General features: G+C 71.8%; 18 protein-coding genes. 16 read left to right on the forward strand and 2 right to left on the reverse strand.

Annotated elements, in window-relative coordinates; all coding sequences use genetic code 11:
* Nucleotides 1–142 precede the first annotated feature (142 nt).
* From ABD224_RS03515 to ABD224_RS03580, 14 genes are all read left to right on the forward strand, one after another.
* A complete protein-coding gene (locus ABD224_RS03515; protein ID WP_344046610.1) occupies nucleotides 143–1018 on the forward strand; it encodes a glycerophosphodiester phosphodiesterase in 876 nt (291 codons plus the stop codon).
* A gap of 100 nt (nucleotides 1019–1118) precedes the next feature.
* A complete protein-coding gene (locus tag ABD224_RS03520; RefSeq protein ID WP_344046612.1) occupies nucleotides 1119–1670 on the forward strand; it encodes a methylated-DNA--[protein]-cysteine S-methyltransferase in 552 nt (183 codons plus the stop codon).
* Between the two features lie 736 nt (nucleotides 1671–2406).
* Nucleotides 2407–3993, forward strand: coding sequence for a GMC family oxidoreductase (locus ABD224_RS03525; protein WP_344046614.1), 1587 nt, complete (start codon nucleotides 2407–2409; stop codon nucleotides 3991–3993).
* 32 nt (nucleotides 3994–4025) lie between these two features.
* Nucleotides 4026–5069 (forward strand): LacI family DNA-binding transcriptional regulator, encoded by a 1044-nt coding sequence (locus ABD224_RS03530; RefSeq protein ID WP_344046616.1) that lies wholly within the window; start codon nucleotides 4026–4028, stop codon nucleotides 5067–5069.
* A gap of 47 nt (nucleotides 5070–5116) precedes the next feature.
* Complete coding sequence (locus tag ABD224_RS03535; protein ID WP_344046618.1) at nucleotides 5117–6148, forward strand: Gfo/Idh/MocA family protein; 1032 nt, start codon at nucleotides 5117–5119, stop codon at nucleotides 6146–6148.
* Nucleotides 6145–7740, forward strand: a complete 1596-nt coding sequence (locus ABD224_RS03540) for an acyl CoA:acetate/3-ketoacid CoA transferase (protein ID WP_344046620.1) — start codon at nucleotides 6145–6147, stop codon at nucleotides 7738–7740. The genes ABD224_RS03535 and ABD224_RS03540 overlap by 4 nt, the downstream gene beginning before the upstream one ends.
* A complete protein-coding gene (locus tag ABD224_RS03545) occupies nucleotides 7733–8530 on the forward strand; it encodes an enoyl-CoA hydratase/isomerase family protein (RefSeq protein ID WP_344046622.1) in 798 nt (265 codons plus the stop codon). The genes ABD224_RS03540 and ABD224_RS03545 overlap by 8 nt, the downstream gene beginning before the upstream one ends.
* A gap of 19 nt (nucleotides 8531–8549) precedes the next feature.
* The gene (locus tag ABD224_RS03550; RefSeq protein WP_344046624.1) at nucleotides 8550–10049 is read left to right on the forward strand and encodes an aldehyde dehydrogenase family protein; all 1500 of its coding nucleotides are present in this window, start codon (nucleotides 8550–8552) and stop codon (nucleotides 10047–10049) included.
* A gap of 2 nt (nucleotides 10050–10051) precedes the next feature.
* Nucleotides 10052–11230 carry a glycoside hydrolase family 88 protein gene (locus ABD224_RS03555; RefSeq protein ID WP_344046626.1) on the forward strand — a complete coding sequence of 393 codons (1179 nt, stop codon included), beginning with the start codon at nucleotides 10052–10054 and terminating at the stop codon, nucleotides 11228–11230.
* Between the two features lie 274 nt (nucleotides 11231–11504).
* Nucleotides 11505–12770, forward strand: coding sequence for an ABC transporter substrate-binding protein (locus ABD224_RS03560; RefSeq protein ID WP_344046628.1), 1266 nt, complete (start codon nucleotides 11505–11507; stop codon nucleotides 12768–12770).
* An 85-nt stretch (nucleotides 12771–12855) separates the two neighbouring features.
* Complete coding sequence (locus tag ABD224_RS03565) at nucleotides 12856–13914, forward strand: carbohydrate ABC transporter permease (RefSeq protein ID WP_344046630.1); 1059 nt, start codon at nucleotides 12856–12858, stop codon at nucleotides 13912–13914.
* A 1-nt stretch (nucleotide 13915) separates the two neighbouring features.
* Nucleotides 13916–14830 carry a carbohydrate ABC transporter permease gene (locus ABD224_RS03570; RefSeq protein WP_344046632.1) on the forward strand — a complete coding sequence of 305 codons (915 nt, stop codon included), beginning with the start codon at nucleotides 13916–13918 and terminating at the stop codon, nucleotides 14828–14830.
* Between the two features lie 106 nt (nucleotides 14831–14936).
* Complete coding sequence (locus ABD224_RS03575) at nucleotides 14937–15605, forward strand: bifunctional 4-hydroxy-2-oxoglutarate aldolase/2-dehydro-3-deoxy-phosphogluconate aldolase (protein WP_344046634.1); 669 nt, start codon at nucleotides 14937–14939, stop codon at nucleotides 15603–15605.
* Nucleotides 15602–16564 (forward strand): sugar kinase, encoded by a 963-nt coding sequence (locus ABD224_RS03580; RefSeq protein WP_344046636.1) that lies wholly within the window; start codon nucleotides 15602–15604, stop codon nucleotides 16562–16564. The genes ABD224_RS03575 and ABD224_RS03580 overlap by 4 nt, the downstream gene beginning before the upstream one ends.
* 234 nt (nucleotides 16565–16798) lie before the next feature.
* Here ABD224_RS03580 and ABD224_RS03585 read toward each other — a convergent pair whose 3' ends face one another.
* Nucleotides 16799–17230, reverse strand: a complete 432-nt coding sequence (locus tag ABD224_RS03585; RefSeq protein WP_344046737.1) for a VOC family protein — start codon at nucleotides 17228–17230, stop codon at nucleotides 16799–16801.
* Nucleotides 17231–17346: 116 nt separating this feature from the next.
* Here ABD224_RS03585 and ABD224_RS03590 point away from each other — a divergent pair, with 116 nt between their 5' ends.
* Nucleotides 17347–18252: a pseudouridine-5'-phosphate glycosidase gene (locus tag ABD224_RS03590; protein WP_344046638.1), complete on the forward strand. Its 906-nt coding sequence runs from the start codon at nucleotides 17347–17349 to the stop codon at nucleotides 18250–18252.
* 89 nt (nucleotides 18253–18341) lie between these two features.
* Here the strand turns inward: ABD224_RS03590 and ABD224_RS03595 are convergent, their stop codons facing one another.
* Complete coding sequence (locus tag ABD224_RS03595) at nucleotides 18342–18974, reverse strand: nucleoside/nucleotide kinase family protein (protein ID WP_344046739.1); 633 nt, start codon at nucleotides 18972–18974, stop codon at nucleotides 18342–18344.
* Nucleotides 18975–19101: 127 nt separating this feature from the next.
* Here ABD224_RS03595 and ABD224_RS03600 point away from each other — a divergent pair, with 127 nt between their 5' ends.
* The gene (locus tag ABD224_RS03600) at nucleotides 19102–20592 is read left to right on the forward strand and encodes a glutamate synthase subunit beta (protein WP_344046640.1); all 1491 of its coding nucleotides are present in this window, start codon (nucleotides 19102–19104) and stop codon (nucleotides 20590–20592) included.
* Nucleotides 20593–20699: the final 107 nt, after the last annotated feature.

Below are 20699 nucleotides of genomic sequence, written 5' to 3' on the forward strand. Positions count from 1 at the left end.
CAACCGCATGCACACACGTCCTCCACGTCGCCCCGCGTGTCGTCCCGTGTGTCGTCCTGCGGGTTCTCCGTACGTTCGGGTCTCGTTGACTTTCCGCTGCCACTCTGGTGCTGTCAGTGATTCCCCGTCGCGAGGAGTACGCATGCGCATGCGTGCAGTTGCCGCCCTGGCCACCGCACTGGCGGGGGCCGTCCTGCTGTTGCCCGCATCCGGGGCACAGGCCGCCGGACCCCGTGAACTGTCTCCTGTGGTCGTCGCTCACCGGGGTGCCTCCGCCTACGCCCCGGAGAACACCCTGCCCGCCGTCGACAAGGCCGCCGCGCTCGGCATCTCCTGGGTGGAGAACGACGTGCAGCGCACCAAGGACGGCCGGCTCGTGGTGATCCACGACGACAGCCTGGAGCGGACGACCAACGTCGAGGAGGTCTTTCCCGACCGGGCGCCGTGGAAGGTGAAGGACTTCACCGCCGCGGAGATCGCCCGCCTGGACGCGGGCAGCTGGTTCTCCCCCGCGTACGCGGGCACGCGCGTGCCGACGCTGGAGCAGTATCTGCGCCGGGTCGAGCGCAACCACCAGAAGCTGCTGCTGGAGATCAAGAGCCCCGAGCTGTATCCGGGCATCGAGCAGCAGATCCTGAAGCAGCTGGCCAACGACGGCTGGCTCGACCGGCAACACCTGGCGGACCGGCTGATCGTGCAGAGCTTCAGCGCGGACAGCCTGCGGATCGTGCACGAGCTGAAGCCCGCCGTCACCACCGGCTTCCTCGGCCGTCCGGCCGAGGCGGACCTGAAGCGGTACGCGGCCTTCGCGGACCTGATCAACCCGTCCCACGGCACGCTCTCCGCGGACTACGTGAAGGCCGTCCACGCCCTCACCGGACCGCACGGCAAGCCGCTGAAGGTCTTCACCTGGACGGTGAACGACGCCGCCCGTGCCCGGACCGTCGCCGGGTACGGCGTGGACGGAATCATCACGGACAAGCCGGACGTGGTGCGGGAGGCAGTCGGCGGGTCATGAGCGTCCCCGCCAGGGAATCGTGAGCGTCCCGTGCCCGCCGCCGCGGAAGCGGGCCCGGGACAGCGGGGGCGTTGTCGGTGACGGGCCGTACTGTCGTCCCATGGACAGCCACGAGCGCAGCGAACAGGTCGTGTGGGCCGTCGTCGACACCGGCATCGGCCCCCTGTTGCTGGCCGCGACCCGCAAGGGCCTGGTCAATGTCGTCTTCCACGCCACCAAAGCGGTACGGGACCGGGCCCTGACCCGGCTGGCGTCCCGGCTGGGCGGGGAGCCGGTCGAGGAGCCCGGCTCCCCGCTGCTCGCGGAGCCGATACGCCAGATCCGGGCGTACCTCGCGGGCGAGCGGCGCGACTTCGCACTGCCGCTGGACTGGTCGCTGATCTCGGGCTTCAACCGGCAGGTGCTGCGCGAACTCGCGGCGACCGTGCCGTACGGCACGGTCGTCGGGTACGGCGAGCTCGCCGAGCGGGTCGGGCAGCCGGGTGCCGCGCAGGCGGTGGGCGCGGCGATGGGCTCCAATCCGCTGCCGGTGGTGGTGCCGTGCCACCGGGTGGTCGAGAGCGACGGGGGCATCGGCGGATTCGGGGGCGGCCTGGAGACCAAGCGGAGGCTGCTCGCGCTGGAGGGAGTGCTGCCCGAGCCGCTGTTCTGACGGCGCCCCCGCGCGCCTGCTCGCCCGGTTTCCGGAACCTGCGGACCGCCAGGGGCGGAAAGACCAGGATCAGCACCGCCGGCCGCACTCCCGTCATCAGCAGCGTTGTGCCGTCGTCGAGGGCGCCGCGCCGGGGGTGGAGGCGGCGCACCGGGCCGGGATGCGCCGCATCGCCGTTCCCGCCGACGGGACGGACGTCATGTCATTCGCCGCCGCGGACCCGGTCTTCGCCGAGGAGGTGGAGCACCTCCGTGGCCGAGACGGCCTGACGGTCTGTGCGTGGGTCCTCGGTGGGTCCAGCCCCTCTCACCGGGACATGTCACTGGCGATTGAATCGATCCAAAACCGTCCTCCAGAGCCGCCTCCGGCAGAAGGCGTCGAACCGCCCGGCACCTCGCGCGGCAGGCCGCCGAAGGACCCGGGGGCATCACCGCGGAACCCGCGGGCCGACGGCCGGTCACCTCGGTGCCGGCGTGGCGGCTGCTCACCTCGGTCAGGATGTCTCCGCAGGTGAGAGCCGGTTTGTCGCCGCGAACGGCATCAGGGGCGCGGCCAGGTGTCCGCACGCCGGGACATGCCCGGACCGTCCGGTCGGCCGTCGGACGGACGCGGGAGCCGGGCGGGCCCAGGTTTTTTCGCGCAGCACCCCTTGACGACCCGGGAGTACCACATTTAGATCGCTCCAACGCAGATTTAGACCGATCTAAAAGATCGGTTGCGAGGGAGTGAACGTCACATGGTCGACCGCTTCACCTATGTGGTCGTGGGTGCCGGGGCCGCCGGGTGCGTGGTGGCGAACCGGCTGAGCGCGAACCCCGATCACCGGGTACTTCTCCTGGAGGCCGGCCCGGCGGACCGGTCTCCGCTGATCCACATGCCGGTCGGCTTCACCAAGCTCACCAGTCCGAAGGTCAACTGGCGCTTCGAGACGGTCCCCCAGCGCCATCTCGACGGCCGCTCGATGTACTACCCGCAGGGCAGGACGCTGGGCGGCAGCACCTCGATCAACGCCATGATCTACATCCGGGGCCACCGGCTGGACTACGACGAGTGGCGCGATCTGGGCAACAAGGGCTGGGGATACCAGGACGTCCTGCCGTACTTCAAGAAGTCGGAGGCCAACGAGCGGCTCGCGGACGGCTTCCACGGCACCTCGGGGCCGATGAGCGTCGTCGAGCAGCTCATGCACAATCCCCTGACCAAGGCGTTCGTCCGCGCGGGCCAGGAAATGGGCCTTCCCTACAACCACGACTTCAACGGCGCCGAGCAGGACGGTGTCGGCTACTACGACGTCACCCAGCGCAACGCCCGGCGGGAGAGCGCCGCCACCGCCTTCCTGCGGCCGGCCCGGCGGCGCCCCAACCTCACCGTGGTCACGGAGGCGTTGGCCACCCGGGTGGTGGTGAAGCACGGCCGTGCGGTGGGCGTGACGTACCTGCGGGGCGGGAAGGAGCACACCGCCTGTGCCGAGGGCGAGGTGATCCTCAGCGGCGGTGCCGTCAACTCGCCCCGGCTGCTCCTGCTGTCCGGCATCGGGCCGGGCGAGGAACTGAGCCGGCTCGGCATCCCCGTGGTCCACGACCTCAAGGGCGTGGGGAAGAACCTGCAGGACCACATGGACGTCTACATCACGGCAAAGACGGCCCCCGTCAGCTACAACCAGGAGGACCGCTGGGACCGCGCCCTGTGGCACGGGCTGCAGTACCTGCTGTTCCGCACCGGTCCGGTCACGGCGTGCGTGGCAGAGGCGGGCGCCTTCCTGCGCAGCAGCGAGAAGGTGCGCTCGCCCGACATCCAGATCCACTGCCTGCCGGCGTACGTCGTCGACCACGGCCGGCAGCGCATCAAGGGCCACGGGGTCACGATCAACACCTGCAACCTGCGCCCGCGCAGCATCGGAGAGGTGACGCTGCGCTCGGCCGATCCGCTCGTCCCGCCCGCCATCGACCCCAACTTCCTCGCCGACCCGTACGACTGGGAGATCTCGATGGCGGCTTTCGAGAAGGGACGCGAGCTGCTGGCCACCTCCGCCTTCGCGCCGCTGATCAGGCGTGAGCACATGCCCGGCGCCCGGGTGCGCACCAAGCAGGAGATCCGCGCCTACATCAAGCAGTGGTCCAAGACCGACTACCACCCCGTGGGCACCTGCAAGATGGGCAGCGACGACATGGCCGTGGTGGACACGGACCTGCGTGTGCACGGGCTTCAGGGGCTGCGTGTGATCGACGCCTCCATCATGCCGACGCTGATCAGCGGCAACACCCAGGCCCCGTCCATCATGATCGGCGAGAAGGGTGCCGCGCACGTACTGGGCGAGGCATGAAAGCCGGTCAGGTCGACGAAAGTGGCGGGGAGATGGGCAAGAGCAGAGTCACGCTGGCGGACGTGGCGGCGGACGCGAAGGTCTCGCGCGCGACCGTGTCGCTGGTGCTGAGGGACAGTCCGCTGGTCGCGGAGTCGACCCGGGCGCGCGTGCGCGCGTCGATGGACCGGCTCGGGTACGTCTACCACCGCGGCGCCGCGAGCCTGCGCAGCCGCCGCTCGCACACCGTGGGACTGCTCGTCACCGACGTCTCCAACCCCTTCTTCGCCGAACTGACCGTCGGCGTGGAGGCGGCCCTCGCGGACGCGGGCATCGTCGTCCTGCTCGGCCACAACTACGAGTCGACGGCCAAGCAGGCCGACCTGACGCGGGTGATGCAGGAGTACGGCGCGGACGGCCTGCTGATCACCCCGGCGCGCAACACCACCGCCGCGGACCTGCGTCCCCTGGTGACGGCCCGGGTCCCGCACCTGCTGGTCGTGCGCTACGTCGACGGCCACCCCGCCCCGTACGTGGGGGCCGACAACGTGGTGGGCGCCCGCGCCGCCACCGAGCACCTGCTGGAGCACGGAGCGCGCAGGGTCGCCTTCCTCGGCGGGCCCGAGGGCTCCTCGGCACGGTACGACCGGGAGCGCGGCGTGCGGGAGGCGCTGGCCGCCCGGCGGCGCACGCTCCCGGCGGGCAGGTCGGTGCCCAGCCCCGCGACCCGGCAGGGCGGATACGACGCGGCACTCGCCGTGCTGAGCCGCAAGAACCGCCCCGACGCCATCGTGTGCTACAGCGACGTCGTCACCTTCGGCGTCCTCCTCGCCTGTGAGGAGCTCGGGCTCCGCGTCGGCGAGGACGTCCGGGTCACCGGCTTCGACGACATCGCGGAGTCGGCCCTGCAGCACCCGGCACTCACCACCGTGGCCATCAGACCTCGCGAACTGGGCGAACGTGCCGCCCGGTTGCTCATCAGACGCATAGAGCGCCCGGACGGCCCCGTGGAGAGCGACGTGAGCGTGCCCCGGCTCGTGGTGCGCGCCTCCTGCGGCTGCCGCCCCGAGAAACACTGTGCGAAGGAGTCTCAATGACTGAGTCAAGCCGCTTGCGTGACCGGCGGGGCGGAGGTGAAGACCCCATGAACAGGCCCTTGAGGTGGGTCCTGATCGGAGCGAGCGACATCGCCGCCACGCGGATGATTCCCGCGATGCGGGCGCTCGGGCAGGATCCGGTGGCCGTCTTCAGCAGCAGCCCCGAACGCGGGCGGCAGTTCGCCGAGCGGCATCAGGTGCCGGTGGCGGCGGGCACGCTCGAGGAGGCCCTGTCGGTGCCGGCGGACGCGGTGTACATCAGCACCACCAACGAACTGCACCGCGACCAGGCCGTCGCCGCCGCGGCGGCGGGCCGGCACGTGCTGTGCGAGAAGCCGCTGGCGATGACCCTGGACGACGCCGCGGACATCGTGCGCGCCGCGCGCGCCGCCGGGGTGGTGCTCGGCACCAACCACCACCTGCGCGCCTCACCTGTTGTTAGAACGATCCAAAAGCTGGTGGCGGCCGGAGACATCGGCCGGCCCCTGGCGGTCCGGGTCCACCACGCCGTCGAGCTTCCCCAGCGGTTGCGCGGCTGGCGGCTGGAGAACCCCGCCGCCGGCGGCGGGGTCGTCCTCGACATCACCGTCCACGACGCCGACGCCCTGCGGTTCGTCCTCGGCCGTGAGGTGCTCGACGTGACCGCGACCGCCGTCAACCAGGGGCTGGCCGCACCCGGTGTCGAGGACGCCGCCATGGCGGTCCTGCGTCTTGAGGGCGACGTCCTCGGCTTCACCCACGACGCGTTCACCGTTCCGCACGCCGGTACGGCCCTGGAGGTGCACGGCACCGACGCCTCGGTGTTCGCCACCGACGCGATGACCCAGGACCCCGACGGCGAGGTGGTGCTCCGCCGGGGCGGCACCGGCACGCCCGTCGACGTCGGCCCCCGCGACGACCTCTACGTCACCGGCCTGCGGGCCTTCGCCGACGCCGTCCACGGCGACGGCACGCCGCTGGCCACGGGCACCGACGGATTCGCGTCCCTCGCCGTCGCCCTCGCCGTCCGCGACGCGCTGCGCACCGGCGCCCGCGCCCCTGTGACACCTGTGAGCACCCTGGAGGAAGAGGCGTCGTGACACGCAAACCAGTGATCAGCGCGGCGGAGGCGGCCGCTCTCGTGCCGGACGGCGCGGTGGTGTCGGTCAGTTCCTCCAGCGGGCTCGGCTGCCCCGACGCCGTGCTGCGTGCCATCGGCGAGCGGTTCGGCGCGACCGGCGCCCCGCGGGGACTGACCGCTCTGCACCCCATCGCCGCCGGCGACATGTACGGCATCAAGGGCATCGACCACCTCGCCCAACCCGGCCTGCTGAAGCGGGTGTTCGCCGGCTCCTACCCGAGCGGGCCGTCGTCCCTGGAGCCGCCGCTGATCCGCAAGCTGATCGAGGCCGGAGAGGTCGAGGCGTACAACCTGCCCTCGGGCGTGCTGTTCCAGATGCACCGCAGCGCCGCGACCGGCCAGCCCGGCGTCCTGACCACCGTCGGTCTGGACACCTTCGTCGACCCGCGCCGCGAGGGCGGACGGATGAACGCGGTCACACCGCAGTTCGTGCGGGTCGAGCACTTCGACGGACGCGAATGGCTGTTCTATCCGGCCATCGGCGTGGACGTGGCCGTCATCCGGGCCACCACCGCGGACGAGAACGGCAACCTCACCATGGAGGACGAGGGTTCCCCCCTCGGCGCCCTCGACCAGGCGCTGGCCGCCCGGGCGCGCGGCGGCCTGGTCATCGCACAGGTCAAGCGCATCGCCGAGGCGGGCTCCCTGCCGGCGCAGCAGGTGCGCGTCCCCGGCATCCTCGTCGACCGCATCGTCGTCGACCCCGAGCAGATGCAGACCACCCAGACCCCGTTCGACCCGGCCCTGGCCGGTGCGCTGCGCCGCCCGCTGACGGAGGTGGAGCCCGCCGCGTTCGGGCTGGAGAAGGTGATCGCGCGGCGCGCCGCCATGGAGCTCACCCGGGGCGCCGTGGTCAACCTGGGCTTCGGCATATCGGCCCTCGTCCCGAGGATCCTGCTGGAGGAGGGCTGCCACCACGACGTCACCTGGGTCATCGAGCAGGGCGCGATCGGCGGCTTCCCGCTCACCGGCTTCGCCTTCGGGTGCGCGCTGAACCCCGAGGCGATCCTCCCCTCCGCGGACCAGTTCACGTTTCTGCAGAGCGGGGCGTTCGACACCGCGATGCTGTCCTTCCTGGAGATCGACGCCGAGGGCAACGTCAACGTCTCCGCGCTGCCCGGACGCTCCCACATCACCGCCGGTGTGGGCGGCTTCGCCGACATCACCGCCAACGCCCGCCACCTGGTCTTCAGCGGACGCTTCACCGCCGGACGCGGCGACCTCGCGATCGAGGACGGCGAGCTGCGCATCCGCCGGGACGGCACCGCGGCCAAGTTCGTCGGCGCCGTCCAGCAGGTCACCTTCAGCGGCAGACGGGCGGTGGCCGAGGGCCGGCGCGTCACCGTCGTGACCGAGCGGTGCGTGCTGAGGCTCCTGTCCGAAGGACTGACCGTCACCGAGATCGCCCCCGGGGTCGACGTCCAGCGGGACGTGGTGGAACGCGCGGACTTCCCGCTGCGGATCAGTCCCCGGCTCACCGTCATGGACGCCCGGCTGTTCCGCCCCGAGCCGGTCTCGCTCGACCTGGCCGCGGGAGGCCGCCGTGAGTGACACCCGCACCGCCTCGTCCACGGGCGCCGTCCGGCTGGAACGTCACGGCGACACGGCCGTGATCCGGCTGGCACGGCCCGAGAAGCTCAACGCCCTGACCCCGGCGATGCTCGAGCAGCTGGCCGGGCACACGGAGACCGTCCACGCCGACGAGACGATTCGCGTGGTCCTGGTCGCCGCGGAAGGGGACCGCGCCTTCTGCGCGGGAGCCGACCTCGGGGCCTTCGCGGACCACGACGCGCTGGCCGTGTGGCGGCACTGGGTGCACACCGGTCACGAGGCCTTCCGCCGGCTGGCGGGCCTGCGGCAGCCGACCATCGCGGTGCTCCAGGCCGGTGCCTTCGGCGGCGGCCTGGAGCTGGCCCTGGCCTGCGACCTGCGCGTCGCCGCGGACACCGCACGCCTCGGCCTGCCGGAGGTCGGCATCGGCACCCTGCCCGGATGGGGCGGCACGGCGCGCCTCACCGCCCTCGTCGGCCCGGCCCGGGCCAAGCGGATGATCCTCACCGGGGACCTCGTCGACGCGGCCACGGCCCTGCACTGGGGCCTGGTCGACGAGGTCGCGCCGGCCGACGGGGTGCGGGAGGCCGCCGAGCGCCTCGCCGCCGCCGTCGCCCGCCGCGGTCCCGTCGCGGTGCAGCTCGCCAAGCAGGTGCTCAACCATGCGACACCGTCCAGCGCCGAGGCGTTCGAAGCCCTCGCCGGGGCGCTGTCCGCCGCCACCGACGACCGCGCCGAGGGCCTGGCCGCCTTCCGCGAACGGCGCACTCCCCGGTTCCTCGGCCGATGACCCCCTGGAGACCCCTGCCATGACCACCACCGACACCACCGAGCCGCGCCGCCATTGCCTGCTCATCGGCGGCGAGCACGTCCACGCGTCCGACGGACGGCGGTTCACCCGTACCAGCCCCGCCCACGACCGCGTCGTCGGCGAGTACGCCGAAGCCGGCCCCCAGGAGATCGACCTGGCCGTGGAAACCGCCCGCAAGGCGTTCGATGACGGCCGCTGGCGCGACCTGCCCGGCATGGAGCGCGCCCGCCTCCTGCGGCGCGTCGCCGCCCTCGTGGAGGAACACGCCGAGGAACTGGCCCGTGTGGAGGCGCTGGAGAGCGGCAAGCCCATCGCCCAGGCACGCGGCGAGGTCGCCACCACCGCCGAGCTGTGGTACTACGCGGCCACCCTGGCCCAGCACGCCTACGGCGACGCCCACAACGCCCTCGGCGGCGACTACCTGGGCCTGGCCCTGCGGGAACCGGTCGGCGTCGTCGGCATCATCACCCCCTGGAACTTCCCCCTGCTCATCGTCAGCCAGAAGCTGCCCTTCGCGCTCGCCGTCGGCTGCACGGCGGTGGTCAAGCCCAGTCAGCTCACCCCGGGCACCACCCTCGTCCTCGGCGACCTGGTGACCGAGGCCGGCATCCCGGCCGGCGTGGTCAACGTCGTCACCGGCAAGGGGGACGCCGGGGCCCGGCTGAGCGAGCACCCGCTCGTGGACATGGTCTCCTTCACCGGTTCCACTCAGGTGGGCAAGAAGGTCATGGCCGCCGCGGCCCGCACCCTCAAGCGCGTGGAGCTGGAACTCGGCGGCAAGAACCCGCAGGTCGTCTTCCCCGACGCCGATCTCGACGCCGCCGTCGACGCCGTGGTCTTCGGCGTGCTGTTCAACCAGGGCGAGTGCTGCAACTCCGGAAGCAGGCTGCTGGTGCACCACGACATCGCCGACGAGTTCGTCGCGCGTGTGGTGGAGCACGCCCGGCGGGTCGTGGTCGGAGACCCCCTCGACGAGACCACCAAGGTCGGTGCCATCGCCAGCGACGAACAGCTGCGGGTCATCGAACGGCTCGTCGGCGAAGGCATCGATGCGGGCGCCGAGCTGCTGCTCGGCGGACACCGCCTCGACACCCCCACCGGCCGGTTCTACGCCCCGACCGTCTTCGACCGCGTCACCGCGGACATGTCGATCGCGACGACGGAGATCTTCGGGCCGGTGCTGTCCGTCCTGCGTTTCGGTTCCCTCGACGAAGCCGTCTCGATCACCAACTCCACCCCCTACGGCCTGTCGTCGGCGGTGTGGACACGGGACGTCGACACCGCCCTGGCCTACGCACGCCGCAGCCGGGCCGGCACGGTCTGGGTCAACTGCTTCATGGACGGCTTCCCCGAGATCAGTTTCGGGGGGTACGGCGAGAGCGGCATCGGCCGCGAACTCGGACGACACGCCATCGACGCCTTCACCGAGCTGAAGAGCGTGGTGGTGCACACCGGCCCACGGCGCATCCGGTGGGTCCCGGCGGAAGGAGCGCACTGACCATGACGGAGACCATCGCATCCGCCGCGGGGGGCCTGCATCCGCCCGCCTCGCTGCGCGCCGCGGCCGAACGCGCCCTCGGCGTCGCCCAGGAGAAGGTGGACCGGCTGGTCACCGCGCACGGCGACTACTTCCCCCTCTACACCGAGCGCGGCCGGTGGCACCACGACAAGGAGCCCTGGACCAACTGGTGCGAGGGATTCCTCGGCGGCCAGATGTGGATCTTCGCCGAGGTCACCGGCGATCCGCTGTGGCGGCGCCGGGCCGAGCACTACTCCTTGCTGGTGGAGCCCCGCAAGCACGACCGGACCGTGCACGACCTCGGGTTCGTCTTCTGGCCCACCTGGAAGCGGTGGTACGACCTGACCGGCGACCCGTCCAGGAACGACGTCGTGGTGACCGCCGGGCGCACCATGGGCCTGCGCTACAACCCGGCGGGACGGTACCTGCGGTCCTTCCTCGCCCCCGACAGCCTGTTCATCGACATCATGATGAACGTCGGCATCGTCTTCCACGCCGCACAGCACAGCGGGGACGACGCCCTGCTGGACATCGCCCACCAGCACTGCCGCACCACCCGGCGCCATCTGGTCCGCGGCGACGGCAGCACCGCGCACGAGGGTGTGTTCGACCTGGAGACCGGCGAGTTCCTGCGGCAGAGCACCCAGCAGGGCTGGCGTTCCGACTCCTGCTGGGCCCGCGGCCAGACCTGGGCGCTGTACGGATTCGGCACCTGCTACGCCCTCACCGGCGAGCGCGACTACCTGGACACCGCGATCGCCTGCGCCGATCACTACCTCGCGCGCACCGGCGACCGGCTCGTCCCGCCGAACGACTGGGACGAACCCGACCCCCGTCTGCCCTACGAGTCCTCCGCCGCCGCGATCGCGGCCAGCGGGCTGATCCAGCTGGCGGAGCTGGTGGAGCCGGTGGACGGCGAGCGGGCGGCACGCTACCGCGGTCACGCGTTCGCCGCACTGGAGCGGCTGTGCCAGGAGGACTTCCTGGCCTCGGACGACCCGTCCTGGGAGGGCGTGCTCAAGCACGGCTCCTACCACGAGTCCAAGGGACTCGGTGTCGATGAGAGCGTCATGTGGGGCGACTACTTCTTCACCGAGGCGCTCCACAAGATCCTCGGCGGCCCCCTGACCGCCGTGAGCGGCCCCCGGCCGACTGCCTGATCGTTTCTTCACACAGGGCCGCGGACGCTTCACCGGCCACCGCCACGGCCGTGGCCGGCCCGTCCGTCCCCCTCTTCTCCCCCGCCTGTCCTCTTCCTTTTTCCTATCCGGATCCCGTCTTTCCCCCTATCCGGGCCTCGTCCCTCCCCTGCCCTTGTCCGGGTCCTCGCCCAGCCGTCCGCCACCGCGGTCGCCCCACATCCCCCCTCCTCCCCCCTCCTCCCCACTCCCAACCGCTGCCCCCAGCCCCTGTACACACAAGGAGTCCCACGCCATGAGGAAAACAGCCCTCTGGGCCGCGGCGCTGACCGCCGTGGCCGCCCTGACCGCCTCCGCCTGCGGCGGTGGACCGGCCGCCGGCGGCCAGAAGGCCGACCAGGTGGAGGTCTTCTCCTGGTGGACCTCCGGTTCCGAGGCCGCCGCCCTCGACGCCCTGATCGACAACTTCAAGAAGGCCAACCCCGGTGTGACGGTGCGCAACGCGGCGGTCTCCGGCGGCGGCGGGTCCAACGCCCAGCAGGTCCTGCAGACCCGGCTGGTCGGCGGCAACCCGCCCGACACCTGGCAGACCCACCCCGGCAAGGCGATGAGCGAGATCCTCGACAACGGCCTGGCCCTCGACCTCACCGACGTCTACGCCGCCCACAAGTGGAACTCCGTCATGCCGAAGCCGCTCATCGAGGCGATGAGCCGGGACGGCAAGGTCTACGGCGTCCTCACCGGCGTCCACCGCGGCAACGTCCTGTGGTTCAACAAGAAGGTCCTCGCCGAGGCCGGGGTCAGCGTCGGCGACCGCCTCAGCCGGCAGGAGTTCGACCGCGCGCTGGACAGGCTCCGCGCCAAGGGCAGGACACCGCTGTGCCTGGGCGACAAGGACATCTTCGCCTCCGCCGAGGTCCTGGAGAACGTCCTCGTCGGCCGCCTGGGCGCCACCGGCTGGCAGCGGCTGGTCAGCGGCGAGACCCACTGGTCCGACCCGAAGGTCCGCGCCGCGGTGAAGGAGTACACGAAGCTGCTCGACCGGGTCAACGACGACCACTCCGCCCTGACCTGGGACCAGGCCGTGAAGCGGATGGCCGACGGCGGCTGCGGCTTCAACACCATGGGCGACTGGGCGTACGGCGAGCTGCTCAAGAACGGCAAGCGCGACGGCGAGGACTTCGGGTACGTGGCCTTCCCCGGCTCGGAGGACGTCTTCGTCACCGTCGGCGACGTCTTCGTGGCCTCGGCGAGCGGCAAGAACGCCGATCTGGTGAAGAAGTGGATCGCCTCGGTCGGCAGCAAGGACAGCCAGCTGGCCTTCAACAAGGCGAAGGGCTCCACCCCCGTGCGCACCGACGTCGACGTGTCGTCCCTGGGCGCCTATCAGCAGGCAGCCGCCCAGGACTTCCGGAACAGGACGCTGGTCAGCACGCTGGTCCACGGCGAGGCCACGTCGCCGGGCTTCCAGCAGGCCTTCTTCGACGCCGTCAACCAGCTCAACTCGAACAAGGACGTCGACGCATTCGTCAAGGCCCTCGACGCCGCCGCGCGGAAGTGACGAGATCTCCCCGCAACAGGGTGGCCTCGGCCCGTCCGGCCGAGGCCACCCGGCCACCGAACCACCAGCGACAGAAGAGTCCACCATGACCCACACCGGTACGGTCCCGGCGCGACCGCTCGCCCGCACCGGCCGCCTCAGGAACCACGGGCGCTGGGCCCGGCTGCGCCACACCTGGCTCGGCCCCGCGCTCGTCGCGCCGAGCTTCCTCCTGCTGGCCGTCTTCGTCTACGGCTTCATCGGCTTCACCGTCTTCATCTCCCTGACCCAGCGGTGGAATCCCTTCAACCGCGTCACCGACCTGCGCAGTGACCTTCTGGGCAACTACGCGGACCTGTTCTCCACCCCCCGCTTCCAGGCGGACCTGCGCAACACGGTCGTCTTCACCGTGCTGTTCCTCCTCGCCTCCGTCGCCATCGGGCTGGTCCTGGCCGTCCTGGTGCACCACGTCGTCCTCGGCCGGGCCTTCTTCCGCAGCGTCTTCCTCTTCCCCTACGCCCTGTCGTTCATCGTCACCGGGGTGGTGTGGCGGTGGATCTTCACCCCGCAGACCGGCGCCAATCTGCTGCTGAAGGCGACCGGCATCTCCGGCGCCTACGCCTCCCTCACCGGCAAGCCGCTGCAGCCCGACTGGATCACCGACCGCCGCGTCGTCGGGGAACTCAACGGTGTCCTGGAGGCGGTCATCCCGGGCGGCACCTATCTGCACACCCAGGTGGGCATCCCCCTGGCCCTCATCCCCGTCGTGATCGCCGCCGCATGGCAGCTCGGCGGGTTCGCGATGGCCATGTACCTCGCGGGCCTGGCCGCCATCCCCGACGAGGTCCGGGAGGCGGCCCTGATGGACGGTGCCGGCCCTCTCCAGACCTACCGCAAGGTGATCCTGCCGATGCTGCGGCCGGTCACCCTGACCACTCTGGTCATCCTCGGGCACGTCAGCCTGAAGATCTTCGACCTGGTGTACGCGATGGCGGGCAGCGGGGTCGGCTTCAGCACCGACGTCCCCGGCATCTTCGTCTACGAGCAGATGTTCCGCGCCCTGCACTACAGCGCCGGTGCCGCGGCGAGCGTCGTGATGCTGCTGCTGGTGTGCGCGGTCGTCGTGCCCTATCTCGTCCGCACCTACGCCCGAGAGGACTCCTGACATGGGCGCCGTCACCCAGCTTCCGACTCCTGTCGCGGCCGGGCCGTCCGGCACCTCGACCCCCGCGGCGCCCGGTGCCCGGACACGGCCCCGGCGCCTGCCCCGCACCCGTGGCCAGTGGGCCGCCGTCGCGGTCCTGACCGTGTGCACGCTGACGTTTCTGCTGCCCGTCTACGTGATGGTCTCCGCCGGCCTGAAATCCCCCGCGCAGGCCGATGTCTCCACCATGTGGCAGCTGCCGTCCCCGATCAGCCTCGACGGCTACCGCGAGGCCTGGTCCCGGCTGTCCGGCAACTTCGCCAACAGCCTGCTGATGGTGGTGCCCGCGACCGTCATCTCCTCACTGGTCGGTGCCCTCAACGGGTTCGCCCTGTCCAAGGTGCGCTTCCCGAAGGCCAATCTGGTCTTCACCATCATGCTCCTGGGCATGTTCATCCCGTACCAGGCCGTGCTGATCCCGCTGGTGACGTTCCTGCAGCAGGTCGGCCTGTACGGCACCCTTGCCGGGCTCACGCTCGTCCACGTCGTCTACGGCATCCCCATCGCCACCCTCATCTTCCGCAACTACTACGCCGCGGTGCCGCAGGCCATCGTCGAGGCGGCGTCCATCGACGGTGCCGGTGTGCTGCAGACGTTCCGGCGGGTGATGCTGCCGCTGTCGCTGCCCGGGTTCGTCGTCGCCGGCATCTTCCAGTTCACCAACATCTGGAACGACTTCGTCTTCGGCATCGTCGTCGTTCCCGACCCGGCGAGCCAGCCGGTGACCGTGGCGCTGAACAACCTCTCCGGCACCCAGTCCGTGAACTGGAACGTCGTGATGGCGGGCGCGGTCGTCGCGGCCGTCCCGACCGCACTGATCTACCTGCTGCTCGGCAAGTACTTCATCCGCGGTCTGACGGCCGGATCGGTCAAATGAGCGGTCACATGAGCGCCGCCGGCCCGTGGGCCCCTTCCGCCTCCCCGGCCGCCGCCGTGCGGGCGATCCATGCACCCCGTGAAGGACGTGAAGGAAAGGTGCTGCCATGAACGAGATCCTGGACGAGCTGGCCCGGCATCGTGTCGTGGCCGTCCTGCGCGCCCCCGACGCCGGCCGCTTCCCGGCCACCGCGCGCGCCCTGGCGGCCGGCGGTGTCACCTGCGTCGAGGTGACGATGACGTCCCGGGGCGCCCTGGAGAGCGTCGCCGCCCTGCGGGAACAGGGCCTCGTCGTGGGCGTCGGCAGCGTCACCTCATCCGGCCAGGCGGCGGACGCCTGCGCGGCGGGCGCCGCGTTCGTCGTCACCCCCGCCCGGGTCGAGGGCGTCGTCGACCGCTGCGCCCCGCACGAGGTCCCCGTGGTGATGGGCACCCTGACCCCTTCGGAGATGCTCGCGGCCGTGCAGGAGGGCGCGGCGGCCGTCAAGGTCTTCCCGGCCGCCGCCTTCGGCCCGGACTACCTGCGGCAGATACGGGCCCCGCTGCCGCGGCTGCGGCTGATGCCGACCGGCGGCATCACTGTCGCCACGGCCGCCGGCTATCTGCGGGCCGGTGCCTTCGCCGTCGGACTCGGCACCCCGCTCGTCGGCGACGCCGACACCCCTCTCGACGAGATCACCAGGCGGGCCGAGGCACTCGTCCGCTCCTGCGCCGAGCCGGAGCACCCCGCACTCCCCGGCCTGCCCGGCCGTCCGCACGAAGGCAGACACATATGAGCAACCGCCCACCGCGCCCACTGGTCACGCTGGGCGAGACGATGGGACTCCTCACCACGACCGGCGAGGGTCCCCTGCGCCACCAGCGCGTTCTGGAACTGGGAACCGGCGGGGCCGAGTCCAACGTCGCCATAGGGGCGGCGCGGCTGGGAGTCCCGGCCGCGTGGATCGGCCGCGTGGGCGACGACGAGATCGGCAGGCTCGTCCTGGCGAGCCTGCGGGCGGAAGGCGTCGACACCAGTGCCGTCCGCGTGGACGCCCAGGCCCCCACCGGCCTGATGCTGAAGATCCGCAGGACCCCCGTCGACCGGCGCGTCCTCTACTACCGGCACGGCAGCGCCGGGTCGCGTCTGTCGCCCGAGGACGTGCCCGAGTCCCTCGTCCTCGACGCGGCGGTGCTGCACGTCACCGGCATCACCCCGGCCCTGTCGGCGTCGGCGCGCGAGGCCGTCGAGTACGCGGTCGGGCTCGCCCGTGGGAACGGCGTGCCCGTCTCACTCGACGTCAACTACCGTGCCACGCTGTGGTCCCGCCACGAGGCACGTTCCTGCCTCGCCGCACTCGCCCGGCAGGCCGACGTGCTCTTCGCCGGGGAGGACGAGGCGGCCCTGCTGGGCGCCCGTGGCGACCATGTCGCCCTGGCCGCCCACCTGGCCGCCCTCGGGCCCGCCGAAGTGGTCATCAAACGCGGCCCGCACGGCGCCTACGTCCTCGCGGACGGCACCGCGCACGAGACGGCGGCGATACCGACCACCGTTGTCGATCCGGTCGGGGCCGGCGACGCCTTCGTGGCCGGATACCTCGCCGAGCGCATCACCGGCACCCCCGTACCGCAGAGCCTGCGCACGGCGGCGATCTGCGGAGCCGCCGCCTGTGCGGTCCGCGGCGACTGGGAGGGCGCCCCCGAGCGCGCCGAGCTCGAACGCCTCGCCCGCACCGACGCGGAGGTCCAGCGGTGAGCCCGTCCGCGGCGGGCCATGCCCCGCTCACGCACATCCCCGTCAGGGGCGGGAGGAACACCGTCGGGCGTGCGATCGGCAAACTCGGGGCATCGCGGGGCGTCGCCGCCCGCTGCGGCGGGATCCCAGGGAGCTGCCGCGCCGGCCTCCACCCGCGGGCCTCCGTGATCCGGGGCGAGGGCCTCACCCGGACCGCCCACTGCCCGTGCCCCGGATCATGATCCGATACGTGTCCTAGTCGTAGTGCCGGGCCTCGAAGACGTTTCCGTCGGGGTCGTGGAAGTAGAAGCTGCGCTTGGCGTTGCCGCGTGCCCCGTAGGCGCCGTGGGAGAAGTCGGTCACGGGGACGCCGTGCTCCTGGAGGCGGGTGCGCAGGGCGTCGAAGGCGGCGGCGGACAGGGACACACAGATGTGGTTCACCGGGTGGCCCGCGCTGTCGGCGGCGCCGGGAAGCATGCTGTTCATGCCGCGCGCCATGTCGTACGGGGCGAGGTCGAGGATCGTCTCCTCGTTGAGGCGGACGGAGGGGAAGGAGACCTTGCCCGCGGCGAACTCGTCGAGCCGCAGCGGCTCCAGGCCGACTGTCTTCTCGTAGAAACCGGCGGCGGCGACCGGGTCCCGCACCCACAGGACGACGTGGTCGAGACGCGGCCCACTGTTCGTCATGTCCATGATCTCCAGGCTAGTGTCACGCGGTACGGACCGCAAAAGGGTTTGGCCGGGAGTGGAGCCCGCCAGGGATGAGGGGAGCGACGCAAGAACGACGGGCAGGAGGCAGGCACGTGCTGGTGGTGTCCGAAGAGGTGCGCGAGGCGCTGGCCGCGCGCCGCCCCGTGGTGGCCCTGGAGTCCACGATCATCGCGCACGGGCTGCCCCGCCCGCGCAACCTCCAGGTGGCACTGGAGCTGGAGGAGGTGGTGCGGCAGGAGGGTGCCGTGCCGGCGACGATCGCCGTGCTGGACGGGCGCCCGCACATCGGCCTGGACCGGGAGCGGCTGGAGCGGATCGCGAGCGCGGAGGGAATCCGCAAGCTGGGCCACCGCGATCTGCCGCTCGCCATGGCGGTGGGGGCCAGCGGGGCGACGACGGTGTCGGCGACGGCACAGCTGGCCGCGACGGCGGGGATCCGGGTGTTCGCCACGGGCGGGCTCGGCGGAGTGCACCGGGAGTGGACGGCGACCCAGGACGAGTCCGCCGACCTGCGGCTGCTGGCGCGGACACGGATCACGGTGGTGTGCGCCGGGGTGAAGTCGATCCTGGACGTACCCGCGACCTTGCAGCGGCTGGAGACGCTGGGGGTCGCGGTGGCGGGGTACGGCACGGACCGGTTTCCCGGGTTCTATCTGTCCGACTCGGGTCATCCGGTGGACTGGACGCTGCGCACACCGGAGGAGGTGGCCGCGGTGATGCGCGCGCAGGACGTGCTGCGGGGACCGGAGTCGGCGCTGATCGTCGCCCATCCCGTGCCGGAGGCGGAACAGCTGGACCCCGAGGTGCACGCGCGTGTGCTCGCCGAGGCGCTGCGGGCGTGCGCGGAGAAGGGGGTGACCGGGCAGGCGGTCACCCCGTTCCTGCTCGAGTACCTGGTCGACCGCACCGGGGGTGCGGCGCTGCGCGCCAATGTGGCGGCGGTGCGGGGGAATGCGCGGGTGGCGGCACGGATCGCGGAGGCGTGGGTGCGAAGGTGACGGCGGGAGCCGTCGGCGGGGCCCCGTTCCGCCCGGCCGGGCCCCATCCGCCCGGCCGCGTGTCCTGGCTTCCGGCGGCGGCCGTCCTCTCAGCCGCTCCAGGCCGGACGGCGCGGGTCGTCCGCGCGTACCAGGACGTCGGCGGTGCCGGCCGGGTCGGTCTCGGCCTCGTAGCGTGCGAAGGCGGGCAGGGTCCAGTGCTCCTCCTCAGGGGTACGGCGGCGCAGGGCAGCCGGGGAGAGGAGGATGTGGACGGTCAGGTCGAAGGGGAACCAGTGGCGCAGCAGAAGAGGGCCGTGCAGCAGGAGCAGGGCACCGGGCGGCAGCCGGACGTAGGGGCTGCGGGTGGCACGGTCGGTGACCGGGTCCCACAGATCGGGCAGGACGCGGCCGTCGCCGCCGGGTTCCAGGGGGCCGAAGACCTCGCGCCACAGGGCGCCGGTGTCGAGCCAGCCGTCGTAGTAGGAGTCCACGTCCCGGTGGCCGTGCTCCAGACGGACGGAGGCCGGGCGCAGGAACCCCTCGGCGCCGACGACCAGTGAGGGCCGGCCGAGCGGGCGCAGCGCCCCGGCGACACGTCCGGCGAGGTCACCGGGGCGGGCGGCGGGGGCGCCGTCGAAGGCGACGCGGGGCCAGGGACTGCCGTCGCCGGGCTTCAGCTCGAGCAGACGCTCGGCGAGGCGGTCGGCGAGCCGTTCCCAGGTGATCGCGTGAAGGCGCACACCGTCCATGATGCCGTCCATGACGCGGCAGGCCGTGTCCCGTGGGGCTCCGCGCGGGTACTGCGTGCGACCCGTCGCCGTCGTATCGTGGCCGGAAAGAGGTGGTGCCCAGGCAAGGGGGACGGCCATGGCCGATCCCAAAGGTTTCATGACCACGCCTCGGCAGGAGTGGCCGCGCCGGCCGGTCGAGGAGCGGGTGCGGGACTGGCACGAGGTGTATGCGCCGGGCGGATTGCTGCCGATCATCGGCAAGCAGGCGAACCGGTGCATGAACTGCGGGGTGCCGTTCTGCCACCAGGCCTGTCCGCTGGGCAACCTGATCCCCGACTGGAACGACCTGGTGTCCCTGGGGGACTGGCGCGCGGCGAGCGACCGGCTGCACGCGACCAACAACTTCCCCGAGTTCACGGGGCGGTTGTGTCCGGCACCGTGCGAGGCGGGGTGCGTGCTGGCGATCAACCAGCCGGCCGTCACCATCAAGAACGTGGAGTGCGCGATCGCCGACCGGGCGTGGGAGGAGGGGTTTCTCCCGCCGCAACCGCCCGACCGGCTGTCCGGGCGGTCCGTCGCGGTGATCGGCTCGGGGCCGACAGGGCTGGCCGCGGCGCAGCAGCTGACCCGGGCCGGTCACACGGTCGTGGTGTACGAGAAGGACGACCGGCTCGGCGGGCTCATGCGGTACGGCATCCCCGAGTTCAAGATGGAGAAGCACCATCTGGAGCGGCGGCTGGAGCAGATGCGGGCCGAGGGGACGAAGTTCCGCACGTCCGTGGTGGTCGGGCGGGACGCGGGGGCGGCCGAGCTGCGGGCGCGCCACGACGCCTTGGTGATCGCCACAGGTGCCACGGCGTGGCGCGAACTTCCGGTGCCCGGAAGGGAGTTGTCCGGAATCCACCAGGCGATGGAGTATCTCCCGGCGGCCAACCGGGTGTGCGAGGGGGACTTCGAGGACTCCCCCCTGTCCGCCGCGGGCCGGCATGTCGTCATCATCGGCGGCGGGGACACCGGGGCCGACTGTCTGGGCACGGTGATACGGCAGGGCGCCGCGTCCGTGACCCAGCTGGACATCTACCCCCAGCCGGGCACGGAACGCGACGACGACACCGAGCCGTGGCCGACGTATCCGAAGATCTACCGGCTGTCGGCCGCCCACGAGGAGGCGGACGCCCTGCGCACGGCACCCGCCGCGGATGCCGACGCACGGCTGTTCGCGGCGTCGACGTTCCGCTTCACCGGTGACGCCGAGGGGCGGGTGCGCGAGGTGCATCTGATGGAGGTCGACGCGCAGCGCCGCCCCCTGCCGGGCACCGAGCGCACCCTGCCCGCCGACCTCGTCCTGCTCGCACTGGGCTTCTCCGGCCCCTCCCAGGAGGACGGCCTGATCGCCCAGCTGGGCCTGGAACTCACCCCCCGCGGCACCATCGCCCGCGACCGTGCCTTCGCGACCAATGTCCCCGGTGTCTTCGCCGCCGGTGACGCGGCCCGCGGCCAGTCCCTCATCGTCTGGGCCATCGCCGAGGGCCGCGCGGTGGCGGCCGCCGTGGACCATTACCTGACCGGCGCCCCCTCCCGTCTCCCGTCCCCGATCAGCCCGGACGACCGCCCCATGAGGGTTTAGTGACCGGTCCCGTTGTACCGGTCGCCCGGGTGGGCGGTGCCCGGTTCCTTTCCGTATGCGCCCATACACATTCAGTGCGGCGGCTTCAGGGACAAGACCGGCAACCA

Origin of the sequence: Streptomyces thermoalcalitolerans (genome assembly GCF_039525155.1) — a bacterium.
In the GTDB taxonomy this organism is placed as follows: domain Bacteria; phylum Actinomycetota; class Actinomycetes; order Streptomycetales; family Streptomycetaceae; genus Streptomyces; species Streptomyces thermovulgaris.

What these genes read in the sequence shown, in the direction of transcription:
- ABD224_RS03515 (WP_344046610.1), top strand. Translation starts at nt 143, where the DNA reads ATGCGCATGCGTGCAGTTGCCGCCCTGGCCACCGCACTGGCGGGGGCC.
- ABD224_RS03520 (WP_344046612.1), top strand. Translation starts at nt 1,119, where the DNA reads ATGGACAGCCACGAGCGCAGCGAACAGGTCGTGTGGGCCGTCGTCGAC.
- ABD224_RS03525 (WP_344046614.1), top strand. Translation starts at nt 2,407, where the DNA reads ATGGTCGACCGCTTCACCTATGTGGTCGTGGGTGCCGGGGCCGCCGGG.
- ABD224_RS03530 (WP_344046616.1), top strand. Translation starts at nt 4,026, where the DNA reads ATGGGCAAGAGCAGAGTCACGCTGGCGGACGTGGCGGCGGACGCGAAG.
- ABD224_RS03535 (WP_344046618.1), top strand. Translation starts at nt 5,117, where the DNA reads ATGAACAGGCCCTTGAGGTGGGTCCTGATCGGAGCGAGCGACATCGCC.
- ABD224_RS03550 (WP_344046624.1), top strand. Translation starts at nt 8,550, where the DNA reads ATGACCACCACCGACACCACCGAGCCGCGCCGCCATTGCCTGCTCATC.
- ABD224_RS03555 (WP_344046626.1), top strand. Translation starts at nt 10,052, where the DNA reads ATGACGGAGACCATCGCATCCGCCGCGGGGGGCCTGCATCCGCCCGCC.
- ABD224_RS03560 (WP_344046628.1), top strand. Translation starts at nt 11,505, where the DNA reads ATGAGGAAAACAGCCCTCTGGGCCGCGGCGCTGACCGCCGTGGCCGCC.
- ABD224_RS03565 (WP_344046630.1), top strand. Translation starts at nt 12,856, where the DNA reads ATGACCCACACCGGTACGGTCCCGGCGCGACCGCTCGCCCGCACCGGC.
- ABD224_RS03570 (WP_344046632.1), top strand. Translation starts at nt 13,916, where the DNA reads ATGGGCGCCGTCACCCAGCTTCCGACTCCTGTCGCGGCCGGGCCGTCC.
- ABD224_RS03575 (WP_344046634.1), top strand. Translation starts at nt 14,937, where the DNA reads ATGAACGAGATCCTGGACGAGCTGGCCCGGCATCGTGTCGTGGCCGTC.
- ABD224_RS03580 (WP_344046636.1), top strand. Translation starts at nt 15,602, where the DNA reads ATGAGCAACCGCCCACCGCGCCCACTGGTCACGCTGGGCGAGACGATG.
- ABD224_RS03585 (WP_344046737.1), bottom strand. Translation starts at nt 17,230, where the DNA reads ATGACGAACAGTGGGCCGCGTCTCGACCACGTCGTCCTGTGGGTGCGG.
- ABD224_RS03600 (WP_344046640.1), top strand. Translation starts at nt 19,102, where the DNA reads ATGGCCGATCCCAAAGGTTTCATGACCACGCCTCGGCAGGAGTGGCCG.